Origin of the sequence: Ensifer sp. ENS02 (assembly GCF_014851885.1) — a bacterium.
GTDB classification, from domain to species: Bacteria; Pseudomonadota; Alphaproteobacteria; order Rhizobiales; family Rhizobiaceae; genus Ensifer; species Ensifer adhaerens.
In genome coordinates, this window is the sequence record NZ_JACVAO010000004.1 from 367348 (window position 1) to 383243 (window position 15896).

Annotated in this window: 16 protein-coding genes and 1 pseudogene; 8 read left to right on the forward strand and 9 right to left on the reverse strand. The window is 64.1% G+C overall.

Features of this window, described 5'->3' with window-relative positions:
* Window positions 1-20: 20 nt before the first annotated feature.
* From benC to pcaD, 4 genes are all read left to right on the forward strand, one after another.
* Window positions 21-1049, forward strand: a complete 1029-nt coding sequence (benC, locus tag IB262_RS11335) for a benzoate 1,2-dioxygenase electron transfer component BenC (RefSeq protein WP_112977089.1) — start codon at window positions 21-23, stop codon at window positions 1047-1049.
* Window positions 1046-1834: a benzoate diol dehydrogenase BenD gene (gene benD / locus IB262_RS11340; protein ID WP_034801719.1), complete on the forward strand. Its 789-nt coding sequence runs from the start codon at window positions 1046-1048 to the stop codon at window positions 1832-1834. The genes benC and benD overlap by 4 nt, the downstream gene beginning before the upstream one ends.
* 36 nt (window positions 1835-1870) lie before the next feature.
* Window positions 1871-3205 carry an MFS transporter gene (locus tag IB262_RS11345; RefSeq protein WP_082566574.1) on the forward strand — a complete coding sequence of 445 codons (1335 nt, stop codon included), beginning with the start codon at window positions 1871-1873 and terminating at the stop codon, window positions 3203-3205.
* Between the two features lie 166 nt (window positions 3206-3371).
* A complete protein-coding gene (gene pcaD / locus IB262_RS11350) occupies window positions 3372-4157 on the forward strand; it encodes a 3-oxoadipate enol-lactonase (protein ID WP_112977088.1) in 786 nt (261 codons plus the stop codon).
* Window positions 4158-4298: 141 nt separating this feature from the next.
* Here the strand turns inward: pcaD and IB262_RS11355 are convergent, their stop codons facing one another.
* Both IB262_RS11355 and IB262_RS11360 read right to left on the reverse strand, forming a co-directional pair.
* Window positions 4299-4778, reverse strand: coding sequence for an SRPBCC family protein (locus IB262_RS11355; RefSeq protein WP_034801716.1), 480 nt, complete (start codon window positions 4776-4778; stop codon window positions 4299-4301).
* A 9-nt stretch (window positions 4779-4787) separates the two neighbouring features.
* Window positions 4788-5111, reverse strand: a complete 324-nt coding sequence (locus IB262_RS11360) for a metalloregulator ArsR/SmtB family transcription factor (protein WP_060521861.1) — start codon at window positions 5109-5111, stop codon at window positions 4788-4790.
* A 107-nt stretch (window positions 5112-5218) separates the two neighbouring features.
* Here IB262_RS11360 and IB262_RS11365 point away from each other — a divergent pair, with 107 nt between their 5' ends.
* Window positions 5219-5860 carry a dihydrofolate reductase family protein gene (locus IB262_RS11365; RefSeq protein WP_060644430.1) on the forward strand — a complete coding sequence of 214 codons (642 nt, stop codon included), beginning with the start codon at window positions 5219-5221 and terminating at the stop codon, window positions 5858-5860.
* A gap of 126 nt (window positions 5861-5986) precedes the next feature.
* Here IB262_RS11365 and IB262_RS11370 read toward each other — a convergent pair whose 3' ends face one another.
* The gene (locus tag IB262_RS11370) at window positions 5987-7048 is read right to left on the reverse strand and encodes an alpha/beta fold hydrolase (RefSeq protein ID WP_112977087.1); all 1062 of its coding nucleotides are present in this window, start codon (window positions 7046-7048) and stop codon (window positions 5987-5989) included.
* Window positions 7049-7244: 196 nt separating this feature from the next.
* On the opposite strand from IB262_RS11370, the gene IB262_RS11375 reads away from it, so the two are divergent.
* Window positions 7245-8276, forward strand: coding sequence for an AraC family transcriptional regulator (locus IB262_RS11375; RefSeq protein WP_112985987.1), 1032 nt, complete (start codon window positions 7245-7247; stop codon window positions 8274-8276).
* A 96-nt stretch (window positions 8277-8372) separates the two neighbouring features.
* Here the strand turns inward: IB262_RS11375 and IB262_RS11380 are convergent.
* The 3 genes and pseudogenes from IB262_RS11380 to IB262_RS11390 all read right to left on the reverse strand — a co-directional run.
* Window positions 8373-9536 (reverse strand): annotated as a pseudogene (locus IB262_RS11380) (Do family serine endopeptidase); the annotation flags it as partial.
* A gap of 193 nt (window positions 9537-9729) precedes the next feature.
* A complete protein-coding gene (locus IB262_RS11385; protein ID WP_090425993.1) occupies window positions 9730-10176 on the reverse strand; it encodes a hypothetical protein in 447 nt (148 codons plus the stop codon).
* Between the two features lie 326 nt (window positions 10177-10502).
* Entirely contained in the window at window positions 10503-11633 is a 1131-nt protein-coding gene (locus IB262_RS11390) for a citrate synthase (RefSeq protein WP_060584600.1), read from the reverse strand.
* A gap of 75 nt (window positions 11634-11708) precedes the next feature.
* Between IB262_RS11390 and IB262_RS11395 the strand changes: the two genes are divergently transcribed.
* Both IB262_RS11395 and IB262_RS11400 read left to right on the forward strand, forming a co-directional pair.
* A complete protein-coding gene (locus tag IB262_RS11395) occupies window positions 11709-12800 on the forward strand; it encodes a citrate synthase/methylcitrate synthase (RefSeq protein ID WP_034801767.1) in 1092 nt (363 codons plus the stop codon).
* Between the two features lie 289 nt (window positions 12801-13089).
* Window positions 13090-13791 carry a cupin domain-containing protein gene (locus IB262_RS11400; protein WP_276524208.1) on the forward strand — a complete coding sequence of 234 codons (702 nt, stop codon included), beginning with the start codon at window positions 13090-13092 and terminating at the stop codon, window positions 13789-13791.
* A gap of 147 nt (window positions 13792-13938) precedes the next feature.
* Here the strand turns inward: IB262_RS11400 and minE are convergent, their stop codons facing one another.
* The 3 genes from minE to minC all read right to left on the reverse strand — a co-directional run bounded on the left by minE (window position 13939) and on the right by minC (window position 15879).
* The gene (gene minE, locus IB262_RS11405; RefSeq protein WP_034798387.1) at window positions 13939-14199 is read right to left on the reverse strand and encodes a cell division topological specificity factor MinE; all 261 of its coding nucleotides are present in this window, start codon (window positions 14197-14199) and stop codon (window positions 13939-13941) included.
* Window positions 14196-15011, reverse strand: a complete 816-nt coding sequence (gene minD, locus IB262_RS11410; protein ID WP_034798389.1) for a septum site-determining protein MinD — start codon at window positions 15009-15011, stop codon at window positions 14196-14198. Before minD ends, minE begins: the two co-directional genes overlap by 4 nt.
* Window positions 15012-15126: 115 nt before the next feature.
* Window positions 15127-15879, reverse strand: coding sequence for a septum site-determining protein MinC (gene minC, locus IB262_RS11415; protein WP_034798390.1), 753 nt, complete (start codon window positions 15877-15879; stop codon window positions 15127-15129).
* Window positions 15880-15896 lie beyond the last annotated feature (17 nt).

Consider the following 15896-nt stretch of genomic DNA (forward strand, 5'->3'; position numbering starts at 1 on the left):
CAGGAATGGGAGGAACAACCATGGCCAGCTACAGGATCGCTTTGAATTTCGAGGACGGCGTCACCCGCTTCGTCGAATGCAGGGACGATGAGAAGGTGCTCGACGCCGCCTTCCGCAACAAGATCAACCTGCCGATGGACTGTTCGGACGGGGTTTGCGGCACCTGCAAGTGCCGCGCCGAAAGCGGCGCCTACGACCTCGGCGACGACTTCATCGACGATGCGCTGACAGCGGACGAGGCGGCAAGCGGACTGGTGCTGACCTGCCAGATGAAGCCGTCGAGCGACTGCGTCATCGCGGTGCCGACGACAGCAGCGGCCTGTAAGACCGGACAGCAGAAGTTTACGGCGAGTGTGGCAAGCGTCGTCCCGCACAACGATGCGGCGATCGTGCTCGAACTGGATATCGAGGGCGCTGCAGCGCCGGCCTTTCTGCCGGGGCAGTACGTCAACATCGACGTGCCCGGCAGCGGCCAGAGCCGTTCCTATTCCTTCTCCTCGGCATCGGGCGAGACGCGCGTCGGCTTCCTGATCAAGAAGATCCCGGGCGGGCTGATGAGCACGTGGCTGGAACACGCCGAAGTCGGCACGAAACTGGAATTGACCGGGCCGCTCGGCAGTTTCTATCTGCGCGAGGTTCAGCGCCCCCTGCTCTTCCTCGCCGGTGGCACCGGTCTTGCGCCGTTCCTGTCGATGCTTGAGGTTCTGGCCCGCACCAACCCGGAGCAGAAAGTGCATCTGATCTACGGCGTCACCCGCGACCTCGATCTGGTGCTTGTCGACGAGATCGAAGCCTATACCAAGCGGCTTGCCAACTTCACCTTTGACACGGTGGTGGCGGATGTCGCCTCCAGCCATCCGCGCAAGGGCTGGGTGACCCAGCACATGCCCGAGGACGTGCTGAACGGCGGCCATGTCGACGTTTATCTCTGCGGCCCGCCGCCTATGGTGGACGCAGTGCGCAAGCATCTCGACGACACCGGCGTAAGGCCCAACAGTTTCCACTATGAGAAGTTCACGCCCAATGCGGTGGCGAAGGAGGCAGCATGACCTCCGCTCGTTTCGAAGGACGGTTTGCCGGTAAGGCAATCGTCGTCACCGGTGCCGCGCAAGGGATCGGCCGCGCCGTGGCGCTGCGTGCCGTGGCTGAAGGCGGCAAGGTTCTCTTTGTCGACCGTGCCGATTTCGTGTCCGAGGTGGCGGCGGAGGCCGGCAGTGAATGGGCGGCTGCCTTCGTAGCCGATCTTGAAACGCACGAGGGGGCAGCCGCAGCAATGCACTTTGCCGCGGAAAAATTCGGCGGCATCGACATCCTGATCAACAATGTCGGCGGCGCCATCCGCATGCGTCCCTTTGCCGAATTCGAACCGGTGCAGATCGATGCAGAGATCCGCCGCTCGCTGATGCCGACCCTCTACTGTTGCCATGCGGTGCTGCCGCATCTCTTTGCCCGCGGTGGCGGCACCATCGTCAACGTGTCGTCCAATGCCACACGCGGCATTCACCGCGTGCCCTATTCGGCGGCCAAGGGCGGCGTCAATGCCATCACCCAGTCGCTGGCGATGGAGCTTGCCGACCGCAACATCCGCGTCGTTGCCACAGCACCGGGCGGAACCGAGGCGCCGCCGCGCCGCATCCCGCGCAATGCCGAAGGCGACAATGAGGCCGAGAAGGCCTGGATGGGCGACGTCGTCGCCCAGGTGAAGCAGTCGAGCTTCATGAAACGCTACGGCAGCATCGAAGAGCAAGCGGCGCCGATCCTGTTCCTGGCCTCCGACGAGGCCTCCTACATCACCGGCAGTGTTCTGCCGGTCGCCGGCGGCGATCTCGGCTGACGGACCTTTTTCAACGCGCTAACACCTGGGGAGGAGATGATGCGCACGATCGATGTGAATGAAGCAATTGACGGGAGCCCGCTTGGGAGCTTCCAGTGGATGGTGGTAGTGCTCTCGGCGCTGCTGTTGATCGTCGACGGTTACGACGTCTTCGTCGCCGGCACGGTGCTGCCGACGCTGATTGCCGAATGGGGCCTGAGCAAGCCGCAGGCCGGCGCGCTGCAGGCCTGGGCGCTGTTCGGCATGATGTTCGGGGCGCTGATCTTCGGCCCGCTCGCCGACCGGATCGGCCGCAAGAAGGGAATCGCCATCAGCTTCCTGCTGTTTACGCTCTCAACCCTTTTGACCGGCTTTGCCAATTCGCCGGAGCAATTCAAGATCTTCAGGTTCTTCGCCGGTCTCGGCTGCGGCGGCTTGATGCCGAATGCGGTGGCGCTGATGAACGAATATGCGCCGAAGCGTCTGCGCGGCACGCTGGTGGCGCTGATGTTCTCCGGCTATTCCGTCGGCGGCATGGTCGCTGCCGGCCTCGGTATCGGCCTCATCCCGTCCTATGGCTGGAAGCCGATGTTCTTCATCGCCGCCGTGCCGCTGCTCCTCTTGCCAGTGATCCTCTGGAAGCTGCCGGAATCGCTCGGCTTCCTTATCCGCCAGGGCAAGCAGGAAGAGGCCAAACGCATCTATGCCAAGATCGATCCGAACGCGCGTCTCGGTACCACCGACAGGCTGGTCTTCTCCGAGAGGAAGGGGGCCTCGGCATCGGTGCTGGAACTCTTCCGCCATCAGCGGACCCTGCGCACCGTGATGCTCTGGGTCGCATTCTTCTGCTGCCTACTGCTCGTCTATCTCTTGTCGTCCTGGCTGCCGAAGGTGCTGCAGGAAGCTGGCTATGCCGAGAAGGCGAGCCTGCTCAGCCTGTTCTCGCTGAATTTCGGCGGCATGGTCGGCGCGATTGCCGGTGGTTGGCTCGGTGACCGCTTCGGCCTGCCGAAGGTGGTGGTTGGTTTCTTCGTTGCCGCCGCCTTCTCGATCGCGCTGATCGGCTTCAATCCGCCGACGGGTGTCCTGTTTCTGATGGTCTTTGTTGCCGGCGCCACCACGATCGGCACGCAGATCCTGCTCTATGCCAGCGTGGCGCAGCTCTACAACCTGTCGGTTCGCTCCACCGGTTTGGGCTGGGCCTCCGGTGTCGGTCGCATCGGCGCGATCGTCGGCCCGACGCTCGGCGGCGTGCTCCTGGCGCAGGAGCTTCCGCTGCAGCAGAACTTCGCGATCTTCGCCGTACCGGCGGCGATCTCGGCTGTCGCCATGCTGGTCTTCGCGGTCAGCAACGCCCGCCGCGTGGAGATCGCGCGACTGGCGGCGGCATAGATCGAGGCGAGGCGGCCGGGCCGCGAAAGGATCGGTTGCCGCCCCTTGAGCGCGCGCTGTCGATATCTACTTATTGCAGCGCCGCGTACCACCCGAGGCGCGATGTTGCGCCAAGAACGACAAAGCCGCCATTGCTGGCGGCTTTCCCGATTGGAGTTCCTGTTTCATGGCCTATCTCGACTTGTCCAGCCATCGCCTTCACTACCGCATCGACGGCGACCAGAACGGCAACGCGCCCTGGCTGCTCTTCTGCAATTCGCTCGGCACCGACCTCTCCATGTGGGATGCGCAGATCGCCGATCTGTCGCCCCATTTCCGCGTGGTGCGCTACGATCGCCGCGGTCATGGCCAGTCCTCGGCGCCGCCGCCGCCCTATGCGCTGTCCGACCTCGGCCAGGATGTGCTCGCGCTCATGGATGGCCTGGGGATCGAGCGGACACATTTCTGCGGCCTGTCGATCGGGGGCCTGACCGGACAATGGCTAGGTATCCATGCCGGCAAACGTCTCGACAAGATCGTGCTCTGTGCCACGGCGGCGCGGATCGGGACGCCCGAGAGCTGGGGCACCCGCATCGATAGCGTCCGGGCGGACGGTCTCGCAGGGCTCGCCGCGGCCACGGCCGAACGCTGGTTCAGCCCGCAGTTTGCAGCCAGCCATGCAGAAGCCGTCGATCGCATTCTGGGCGCCTTCACCGCCACCTCGACGGACGGCTACATCGGCGGCTGCACCGCGCTCGCCGGCGCGGACCTGAGGGAGGAGATCGTAGCGATTGCCAACCCCGTGCTCGCCATCTCCGGCAACGGCGATCCGGTATGCCCGCCGGCGGACCTCGAATATATCGCCGCCCGGGTGCAGCGAGGCCGGCACCTGTCGCTGCCTGGTCGGCATATCGTCAATATCGAGTCGGCAAAGGCCTTCAATTCGGAGCTTCTCGACTTCCTTCGGCCATAGGTGCCGCGCAGATCCGTCACTTGATCGGAACGAGCGGCGACGGCTTCGCCGACGGTGCCAGTCGCAAGCTCAGACGTGGCTCCGAACAATCCTGAAAGCGGTCAATCATGAAGGCGGCGACCAACGTCCAGGCGGGCCGCGTCAGCCATCGAGCCAGGCGGCCAGACTGTCAAGCGTCTGCAGCCCGTACTCCACCGCGCCGAAGTCGATGACCGCTTGGCGGCGCTCGCGACTTGGGTGAAGCTGGCGCAGGGTCAGCACGGTCTTGCCGTCGGCCTGTTCATCGAAAGTAATCGTCATATAGAAGCGATCGGGGTCGTCGGGCTCAGCAGTGCCATAGTCCACTACGATCAATTCGTTGGGCACGATCTTCAGGAAGCGCATCAGACTGGGGAAGCGCTGCTGCCGACCATCAAACTCGCCCACCATGTCGAAGCGCCATACCCCGCCCTCACGGATGTCAGCCTCATGGTTCTCGATGCTGAAGCCAGCCGGGCCATACCATTGTGCCAGCGCTTGCGGGTCCATCCAGGCGGCGAAAACCTTTTGTCGCGGGTGCTTCAGCACCTTGACCAAAACGATTTCGCGGTCGGGCGACCAGGTCTCAAAAATCGGTTCCATTGCCGTTCCCTACGTCTTGTCCAGATAGGCTTCCAATCGGTCGAGCCGTTCGGCCCAACGTCGTCGCTCCGCTTCCATCCAGGTTGCCGCCTCTTCGAAGCGCCCCCGCTCCAGTCGACACCAGCGGCTGCGGCCACGTTTCTCGCTTGCGATAAGTCCGCAATCTTCAAGCACCTTGAGGTGCTGGGCGAAGGAGGGCAGTGCCATGTCGAAGGGCTCGGCAAGGACACTCACGGGCATCTCCCCGTCCGCAAGCCGTGAAACAACGGCGCGGCGCGTCGGGTCGCTGAGTGCATGGAAGGCAAGGTCAAGCGGGGTCGAATGATAGGGCATGCGCCACACTAAAGCGGACCGCGCACGCGCGTCAATGATAATAAGGTACTTGCCTTTGTATTCGGGTGAAATTAATAAGGCACCTACCTTACTATTAGGAGAGACCAATGGCAGTTCGTGTCGATCTCAACATTTCCCTGGACGGTTTCGCGACAACCACAGATCAGACCCCGGACAATCCGTTTGGCGCTGATTGGCCGCGTCTGGTTGCCGCCTATGCTGCGACCCGAACGATGCGGGAGCGCGTGTTCAAGGACACGTCCGGAGCGGGCACCACGGGCGTCGATGAGCAATATGCGCAGTCATACTTCTCAAACATCGGTGCTGAGATTATGGGTGCCGCCATGTTTGGATTTCACGCTCACCCAAACGATCCCGACTGGCGCGGCTGGTGGGGGGAAGAACCTCCGTTTCGCGTCCCGGTCTTCGTGCTCACGCACATGCCGCGGCCTCCGATCGAGATGGCCGGAGGCACCACATTTCATTTTCTGAACACGTCCCTTGCCGATGCACTCCGGCAGGCGACGAGCGCTGCGGACGGTAAGGATGTCCGTATTGGCGGCGGACCCACGGTCGTGCGCGCCTATCTCAAGGCAGGCCTTGTCGATAGCTTGCATGTGGCGATCGCACCCATCCTGCTCGGGCGGGGTATCCGTCTTTGGGACGATCTGCGCGGGTTGGAGGCCGGCTACACCGTCAAGGCAGAAACGGCCGAGAGTGGGACTGTCCACCTCACGTTTCAGCGCTAGCAGCGGACCAGAGCGATGGCAGCTTCTCGTCTCCTCGGACGATGCCATCTCTCCGGGCAAGACCGAAATCGAACAGACCGAGCACAGGGCGACGCGTGTCATCGCCCTGCGGCCAGTATGACGATGCTATCGATTCGCCAGTGTTTTCTGCAGGGCCTCGCGGGTCAGCTTGCTGATCTCGGCATGAATATCGGCGCGCGGCCGTTCCGTCGTGCCGCAAATCGGATCGACCTCGCCGAAGGATTCAAGCAGTTCGGCAGCGCCGTCCTTGCATATCGGCAGGAAGCTGAAGTGGTCTGCTCCGGCGACCGTGGCATAGGAGCCCTTCGGCGTCAGCGCCGCCAGCGGCTCGGAAGCGACCGCAAGCGGGATCGTCTCCTTGCTGCCGAGATTGATGAAATGCATCGGGATCGCGATCGCCTTGAGGCTGTCTTCCACATAGGCCTGGGCGAGGCCGGGGTCGACGAGTACGGCGCCTTTGATCCGAGGATCCCGGTTCGACTGCTCGAAACGCGCCTTGTCGACGGTGCGAAGATCGAGCTTGTCGACGTCGACCGGCGTGTCGTCGACATAGCCCCTGCCGCCGACGAACCAGGCACAATCCCACTTGCCGTAGCTGTCGCAGTAGCCGGCATAGGCCTCGAGGCTCGCTCTTGCCCCTGAAATCTCCATGGCGGTCGAGCCGCCGAGAGAGAATCCGAGGACGGCGATCCGCCCGGGGTCGATTGCAGCGCTCCATTGCGGATCCCGGGTGAACGTGTCGATCAATGCCGAGAGGTCGGCCGTCCTTTCCCAAAGCTTCGGCGTGTTGGCAGGCGTCGAGTCGCCGCTGGTGGTGCCGGGATGGTTGGGGCCGGCGACGATGAAGCCGGCCGCCGCGAGCTCGGCCGCAAGCCAGCTCATCGCCTCGACGCGGCCGCCCGAACCATGGGACAGAACCACCAGCGGATACCGGCCCTCGCGCAAGGGGGCGTTCTTCGCTGCGGGCGATCCCTCGAAGATGCGATTGTCGCCGACAAGCACCGGCTCACCGCCGGCTTTGGCGGGATACCAGACGGTGACGGCGAGTTGGCGTTCCCGCTTCGGTGCGGCAACGTCGATCTCGCGGACGCCGACGTCATCGGCTTGCGCCGAGGCGGCCAGGCTCAGAAGGAAGGCAGCGGCGGGAATGAACTGGAGGAGGGGCATTGGGCATCTCGCTGTGTTGGAAAAGACGGCCGACCGTCACCGACGCCCCGTTTGTCCGCGTCCTCGATCGCGATTGAGGTCGTCCCGAATCGCGATCTGGGCAATGATCCGCTCATCGAAATGCCTGCTTGCCGCTCGCCTGCCTGCCGTTTGTCTGTCCGCCTTTGTCTGTCCGCCTTTGTCTGAAGGACATGCCTTGATCTTTCTGCCGCTCCCGTTCGTCGTCGCCTTGCTGCTTTTTATCCTGCTTGCGTTCATGCTGCATGGCGACGAGCCAGGGCGGCGCAACCGGCCGTTCCTCGCTCTGGTCGCGCTCTGTGCGCTCCAGTCGGTGATCGTCGGGCTGCGTTGGGGCTATGACGTCACTGCGTTGAAGTTTGCGCTGCCGGTGCTTGCGAGCGGTGTGCCGCCGCTGGTGCTTGCGAGTTTCCACAGCCTGATCCGCAGAGACGAGCGCAGTGCTGCTGCGGCGGGGTGGGTCCATGCGGCGCCGACGATCGGTATGTTCGCGCTCGTGCTGTTCGCGCCGCGCTACATCGATTTCGCCTTGATCGTCGAATATGTCGGATACGCGCTGGCGCTCCTGAACCTGGCGCGCGTCGGTACGGATGCGCTGGAGGAAGCGCGCTTCGAAGGTGCGGCCGCGGCGCACCGCGCCTTGCTCATTGCCGCGTTCTCGCTCTGCCTTTCGGCGCTCTTCGATCTTGCGATCCTTCTGGATTTCGAATGGACGAGGGGCGCGAATATCGGCCTCATCGTCAGTAACGCGAACTTGCTGGGCCTGCTCTTCATCGGGCTGACAGCCATGGTCGCGGACCGTGCGCGTGCGCTTCCGGCCGCCGGCGCGGTCACCGACGAGGATCCTGTTGCAAAGCCGCAGGACCGCGAAATCCTCGACAGGATCGATCAACTGCTCGTCAGTCAGAAACTGGCCCGCGACGAAAACCTCACCTTGTCACGTCTGGCGCGGCGCGCGGGCCTGCCCGCCCGGCAGATATCGACCGCCGTCAATCGGCTGGCGGGCAAGAACGTCTCGCAATACATCAACGATATCCGGATTGCTGAGGCCTGCCGGCTGTTGCGCGAAACCGACATGTCGGTGACCGCGGCCATGCTGGAATCCGGCTTTCAGACGAAATCGAATTTTAATCGCGAGTTTCGCCGCGTCACCGACTTGAGCCCCGTCGCCTGGCGCGAGCAGAACCGGACCGGAGCGCTTGCCGCCTGACTGATGCCATGGCGATGCCCGGCCGCGGTGCGGCCGGGCTGGTTGGAGGCAAGGTGTGCGGTGACGTACTTGCGACGGTTACTGCTGGTCTGCGGCATTGTCGCCGATCGTGATCGCAACATCCTTCGTCTTGCCGGTCCGCCATAGGCTCAGGTTCTTCGAGGTGCCGGGCGAGAGGTCGGCGACCATGCGCGACAGGTCACGCGGCGACTTCACCGGGTTGCCGCCAAGCGCGATGATGATGTCGCCGGCCTTGATGCCGGCCTTGGCCGCGGGCGTTCCGCCACTGACGCCGGCAACGAGCGCGCCCTCAGGCTGGGCAAGGCCGATGGCGTCGGCGATATCAGCCGTGACCGGCTGTATCTGCACGCCGATGAAGCCGTGCTGGATCGAACCATCCTTCATCAACTCAGTGACGACCTTTTGCGCCTGGTCCGAGGGGATGGCGAAGCCGACGCCGACGCTACCGCCGTTCGGCGAATAGATCGCCGTGTTGATGCCGACCACCTGGCCCTTTGCGTCGACCAGCGGTCCGCCGGAATTGCCGTGGTTGATCGGGGCGTCGATCTGGATGAAATCGTCATAGGGACCGCTGTGCAGGTCGCGGCCGCGCGCCGAGACGATCCCCGACGTGACCGTCGTGCCGATGCCGAACGGGTTGCCGATCGCCAGCACCTGGTCGCCAACCCGCAAGGTGTCGGAATCGCCCCAGGCAACTGTTGCGAGCGGCTTCGGCGCCGTGATTTTCAGGACTGCGAGGTCGTTCTTCGGGTCGGCGCCGACAAGCTTGGCCGGCACTTGCGTGCCGTCGTCGAGCGTCACCATGATGCTCGATGCCTTGTCGATGACGTGGTTGTTGGTGACGACGTAGCCGTCCGCGGTCACGATGAAACCGGAGCCGAGCGCTTCGGCCCGTTCACGCTGACGCTGCTCAGGCGCCTGGTCCGGCAAGGGGATGCCCTGATCGTGGAAGAATTGGCGGAATTGTTCGTCGAAGGGCGAATTTCCGCCCGGTTGCGACGGTTCGCTCGCACCGGCGTTGTCGGCCTTGATCACGGTCGTCACGGTGACGACCGCCGGCTTGTCTGCCGACACGACCGGCGCGAAGGATCCGCCGGATGTGGCCGGGACTGCAACGGCCGGACTGGCCGCCGCAGCGGCCACGTCATGGCCTGTGAAGGCTGCTACAGACAAGGGCGCAATGATGACGGCTGCGCCAAGGAGGGCGGCAGCTCGATACCTCGTGAGAATGTTTGACATGATCCTGTTCCTTTCGCTGCCTGTTTGCCGGACGAACTTGGCCGGACGCAGCCCGAGGCAGGTCGGGTCTGCGGGCACCGTCGGCCGGCATTGGATTAAGGGGCGGTCTGGTTACCGAAGGACCAGGCCCTTGAGCAGGCCCGGCCCCATCGGTTACGGCTCACCCGAAGACGGGTGAGCCTCAACGTGTCGGTCAAGCCATTCGGGCGATGTCGCGGTCGAGATGGCGAACGTCACCCTGGAGCCGGGCGTAGGACTGGGCCGGCAGCATGCCGTGATGGGCGGCGGCGGTCTTGACGGCGTCGGCGCGCACAGCACCGTCTTCGCGTTCAAGCTTCCGGTAGTTTGCTGCCGTCAGCTTGCCCTGTTCGTGGTCGGCGTTGATGCGGTGGTTGTCGACCCGGAGTTCATGCAGGACGTGATCGAGCCGCGTCGATGCAATGTGGGTCGGTGTCCGGTAGACCGGCATGGCCGGGGTTGCCATGTCGTCCTGGGCGAAAATGCCCTGGTAGTAATCGCCGGTATAGGCACCCTTGTCGTTGTCGCGGCCGAAATCGTGGTGATCGGCAGCAAAGGCGGCGCCGCTTAAGAGAACGAGGGCGACGGTTGCGATGGTGGTGGTCTTGAAGGGCGAGCGCATGACTGCATCTCCTGAATTGAAGGAAGCGCCGCGCGCTTCCGTTCGAGGCTGTCTCCTATTGTCGCGTCACGGCCGAAGCGGTCGCCGGCAATATTCAGCCTCGAAAATGAAGGTATTACTTCCGTGCGCCGCCGTCATGTTAATAACGCGTAATATTTCGGTAAACATCTCCGGAAATCCGCTTCATTAACATTATTTAATAAAGGCCAATTCGCTCCAGATTGACGGATATTCTTTCCCCAGGCGCGTATTGTGGCCCTTTTGCGGCCGCCCGCCCGCGCCTTTTCTAGTCAATCGAGCTTAGGGCTGAGGGCGCGGAGGAGGAGCTACGATCCGGCATAGTGGGCGCGCGGCCGGATCAGATCGCCGCTGACGACCTGTTCCATTGCGTGCGCGAGCCAGCCGACGGTGCGTGCAAGGGCGAATATCACCATCGGCGCGTCATCGGGTAGATCATAGGCAGCAGCGAGCGCCGCCAGAGAGAAGTCGAGATTGGCCGGTTCTCCGAGCAGTTCCTCGCCGGCCTCGGCCAGCGCGGCATAGAGCGGCGGCACGTCGAAGCTCGACATGATGGCCTTCGCGCGCGGGTCGCCGTCCGGATAGAGCCGGTGGCCGAAAGCCCGGACCACGCCGTCCGAAGACAGCATGGTACGGATCGCCTCGCGCACCCCGCCCACGGCCGCCTGTTCGGCAAGCCGCGTGACGCTCAGCCAGGCGCCGCCGTGCCTGGGGCCGGTGAGGGTGGCAAGCCCCGAAAGTGTGGCGGCGGAAAGTGCGGCGCCGGACGACGCGGTGACCCGTGCTGCAAAGGCGGAAACGTTGAGCTCGTGTTCCGCCGTCAGCACCAGGCATCGGCGGATCGGCTCCGCCGCCTCCGGCCGCTCCCAGCCGTGCGCCAGGCGCTCGTGCAGCGGCACATTTTCCCGCGACGGCGCAAGTCCGGCGGCAACGGTCGCCAGCACCTCGGCGGCCTCGGCCTTCAGGATGGCGGGCCTGCGTCCGAGCGCCGGCAGGTCGGCTTCGATGCGCCCGGCGAGAAGCGTAAAGGTCGTTGCTAGTCGCGATTGGCTGCTGCCGGGATCGCGCGCTGGAACAACAACCGCCGCCGGTGTCAGCCAGAGCAGGGCGGCGACCTCCTCCAGGGTCGCTGTGGTGGCAAGTTCGATCGCGTTGCTGCCGCGGTAGGAGAGCTGCCCTCCGGCGATGCTGGAGATCGTCGTTGGCAGTACCGGCTCGCCCCAGCGGATCGTCTCGGCCGCCACGACCGCCGCCTGCCGCCTGCCGGCGTGGCGCTCGGCCAGCCGGTGCACGTCGTCGGCCTGGTAGAGGCTGCGGCGCGGGTCGGCGGGGTCGGGCTTGGCGCGAATGCGGCCGCGGCTGACATTGGCATAGAGCGTCTGCCGTTTGCTGCCGAGCTTGGCGAGCGCCTCTTCGGCGGTGATCCAGAGTGTATTCATGTTGATCAATAGCATCAAGATTGACGTCAATAGGTCTAGGTCGGATCATCCTCGGCGTAAAGGAGAAACTTGATGATGAAGAACGGACTTGAAGACGTCGTCGCCGCCGAAACGCAGCTCTCCCATGTTGACGGCGAGGCGGGTCAATTGATCATCCGCGGCGTCTCGCTCGATCACCTGGCCGGCCACGCAAGCTATGAGGATGTCGTGGCGCTGTTGTTCGAGGGGCTGCTGGGGCCGATGCCGGACCGGGTTGAACTCGCGAAGCGGCTGGGTGAGAAGCGAGCGGAAGTGTTCGCCCATGTTGGCGCCATCGACGATGCGTTGCTGGAACTGCCACCGGTCGACATCATGCGCGCGCTCATCGCCCGGCTCCCGGATGGGGAGGACCTCGATACGGCCCTACGTCTGCTCGCCGCGCCGGCCGTCTTCCTGCCGGCGGCGTTGCGCATGAAGAGCGGTGAAGCTCCGGTCGCGCCGACGCCGGCGCTGTCGCACGCCGCCGATATCCTGGCGATGCTCTGTGCCAAGGTCCCGAGCAGACAAGAAGTGGCGGCGCTCGACGCCTATCTGGTGACGATCTCGGACCACGGCCTCAACGCCTCGACCTTCGCCTCACGCGTGGTCGCCTCCACCAAGGCCGGTCTCACCTCTTCGGTGCTTGCCGCCATCGGGGCGCTCAAGGGGCCGCTCCATGGCGGCGCGCCTGGTCCGGTGCTCGACATGCTGGACGCGATTGGAACGCCTGAGAATGCGGAGGCCTGGCTTTCCGACGCGCTCGACCACGGCGAACGGCTGATGGGCTTTGGCCACCGTGTCTATCGTGTCCGCGACCCCCGCGCCGATGCGCTGAAGGGCGCGCTGAAACGACTGATCGCTGCGCATCCGGCCAACCGCGATCGCATTCGACTGGCAGAAGAGGTCGAACAATCGGCGCTCGCCGTCCTGAAGGTGCGCAAGCCCGACCGCCCGCTCGACGTCAACGTCGAGTTCTACACGGCGCTGCTGCTCGATGCGCTGCGCTTCCCGCGCGACGCCTTCACCGGCGTGTTCGCGATCGGTCGCACCGTCGGCTGGATCGCCCATGCCCGCGAGCAGGCGCTGGAAGGCCGCCTTATCCGGCCGCGTTCGCTCTATGTCGGGCCGCTGCCGCAACAGGCCGCGTGAGTGTTCTATGCTGAGGCGGAGACCATCCGCGCATTTCGCAGGTGTTGTTGAAAGAACGCCTTCAGGTCGCGGAAGTCATCGAAACCAAGGACGGTCGCAAAACGGGCGACCGTCGTCGGCGAGACGGCGCAGACTGACCTCCCCCCCCCCCCCCCACATCGGCGCGCCGCTTCGCGCCCAGAACCAAGGAGTTTACCAATGGGATACAAGCCGTCTCCCCGTCCTGTCTTTGATCGTCCTAGCCACATCCCCTATGCCGGCGTCACGCGGCATCTCTGGGGCGAGGAAAATGCCGGTCTCGTTGACGGCTGGATCTACGCCTCGACGGAAAGCATTCACCAGATCGTCTTCATGCAGCCCGGCGGCTGCTTCAAGCATACGATGGCCTCCCGCGATCTTCGGGGCGTACGAGGTTCTCTACGTGCTGAGCGGTACACTTGGCCTTGCCAACCCCGAGACGGGTGAATTCTGCATCGCGAAGGAAGGCGAGGCGCTGTTCTTCCGCAAGGAAACTTGGCACCACGGTTTCAACCTTGGCAACGAGCAGGTCCGCGTGCTGGAATTCTTCGCGCCGCCGCCGGCCAAGGGCACGTCAGGCCCCTATGCGCGCACCAAGCCCTATATCGAGATCGAGCAATCGCGCTATGGCCAGAGCAGGTCCATCGGTCGCTGGCCGATGGACGCCGACGCCCAGCGGAAGGCCAGGACAATCCATTCGATGCGCGATGCCGATCTGCTCTTAAGCCTCGATCGGCAAACGCAGGGCGCCTATACCGGCCTCTATTGCGCGACCGATCAGCTCACCGTCGGCAAGACGACGCTGCTTTCGGGAAAACGCACCGGCATGGAGCGCCACAAGGGTGACGAATGCCTCTACTTGGTGTCGGGTATCTTGAACATCCATGTGCCCGATGCCGAAAGCCAGGTCTGGTTCGAGCTCAACCCGCGCGACGGCTTCCGGCGGGTTTCGATCACCAATATTTCAACATGACGGGCGACAAGGTGGAGTTCGTCTTCGGTGTCGCCCCGGAGTACTGATCTCAGACAAAAAATACGGCAGTACCCGCTGGATGCTGCCGTATCTGAAAACAGGAAGTCGGCCGAGAGGAACGTTGTTTCCCAAATAAGTTGGCGGCCCTTAGGCCGCCTTCTTTGCGTCGAAGGGGATCTCGATATCGACGGCGAGCGTTGAGACCTGGGGGCCGCGTTCCATCGTTACGCGGACCTTGTCGTCGTCGATCTGCATGTGTTTGGAGATCGCCTGGAGGATTTCGTCGCGCAGTTTGGTGACGAGATCGCTATCGCCGGCGGATGCGCGCTCATGGGCGAGCAGCACCTGCAGCCGTTCGCGGGCGGCCGGCGCTGACTGTGTGCGGGAGAAGAAACGGAAAAGGTTCATGCCGCTTTCCTTCCGAAGATCTTGCCGAGGAAGCTGCGCTTCTCGCCGGGGATGTTGATCGGCAGGGCCTCGCCCTTCAGTCGGCGAGCCGCCTCGAAATAGGCGAGCGCCGGGGCCGAGCGGGTGTCGGCCAGCGTGACCGGCGAACCGACGTTGGACGCGCGCAGCACGTCGGCGCTTTCCGGAATGATGCCCATCAGCGGGATTGACAGGATTTCGAGCACGTCGTCGACCTTCAGCATGTCGCCGCGCTCGGCGCGTACCGGGTCGTAGCGGGTAAGCAGCAGGTGCTTTTCCATGCGCTCGCCGTTTTCCGCCTTGAGCGTCTTGGAATCGAGCAGGCCGATGATGCGATCGGAATCGCGCACCGACGAGACTTCCGGATTGGTCACGACGATCGCGATGTCGGCGTGGCGCATGGCCAACGTGGCGCCACGCTCGATACCGGCGGGGCTGTCGCAGATGACCCAGTCGAAGGCGCTCTGAAGGGCGGCGATGACCTTCTCGACACCTTCCGGCGTCAGGTTGTCCTTGTCGCGGGTCTGGGAGGCCGGCAGCAGATAGAGCGTTTCCAAGCGCTTGTCGCGGATCAGCGCCTGCGACAGCTTGGCCTCGCCCTGGATCACGTTGACCAGGTCATAGACGACGCGGCGTTCCGCGCCCATGACGAGGTCGAGATTGCGCAGACCGACGTCAAAGTCCACGACGACGACTTTCTCGCCGTTCTGAGCGAGTGCGGCGCCCAGTGCGGCGCTGGACGTCGTCTTGCCGACGCCGCCCTTGCCCGATGTAACTACGACTACCTTGCCCATTCGTCTCTCCAAGTATCTAAGAATTCGCCTTCGCCTACGTCCTCGTGACCCCGGCCGGATCGACCTGAATCACCAGATGCGGATGGCAAGCATCCACACCTTTCCTTGCCTCGGCCTAACCGAGCGTTCCGGCCTTCAGCTGTTCGCCGTCGAGCCAGATCTGCACGGACTTGCCACGCAGGTTCTGCTCCATGTCGTCGGCCGTCTTGTAGAAGCCGTCGATCGCAATCAATTCCGCTTCGAGCTTGCGGCAGAAGATCCGCGCCGAAGCATTGCCCGTGGTGCCGGCCATCGCCCGGCCGCGCAGCGCGCCGTAAATGTGGATCGAGCCGCCGGCGACGACTTCGGCGCCCGAGGCGACCGAGCCGATGATCGTCACGTCCCCTTCGGGGAAGAACAGCGACTGGCCGGAGCGCACCGGCTGGGTGACGACGATCGACGGCGTCGCCTTGGTGGCAAGCGGTTCTGCCGTGATCACGGTTTCCGCGGCTGCTTCCGCTTCCGGCGTCTCGCTCTTTTCGGCCTGTTCCGCCATCTTGGCTTCGTAGTCCGCCGCCGGGCGACCGTCGGTCATCGCGGGAGGAAGGTCAGCGCCGAGCAGAGACTGGCGCGCGCCTTCGATGCCCATGATGCGCACATTGCGCTTGCCGAGCTGGTCGACGAGTTCGCGCAGTTGCGACCGGTCGATATCAAGGCCGTCGACATCAAGCACGACCGGGCGTCGCAGGAAGAAACCGGCGGAGCGGGAGGCGAGATGGTCGAGGCGGGTGAGCCAATCCTCGAGCGGAAGCTCGGGGGTCAGCGCTAGCGCAAGGAAGGATCGCCCCTTGAGGCGGATCGGCCGGGATTCGGTTAACACATCATTCATCTTGGTAAATTTTCCGT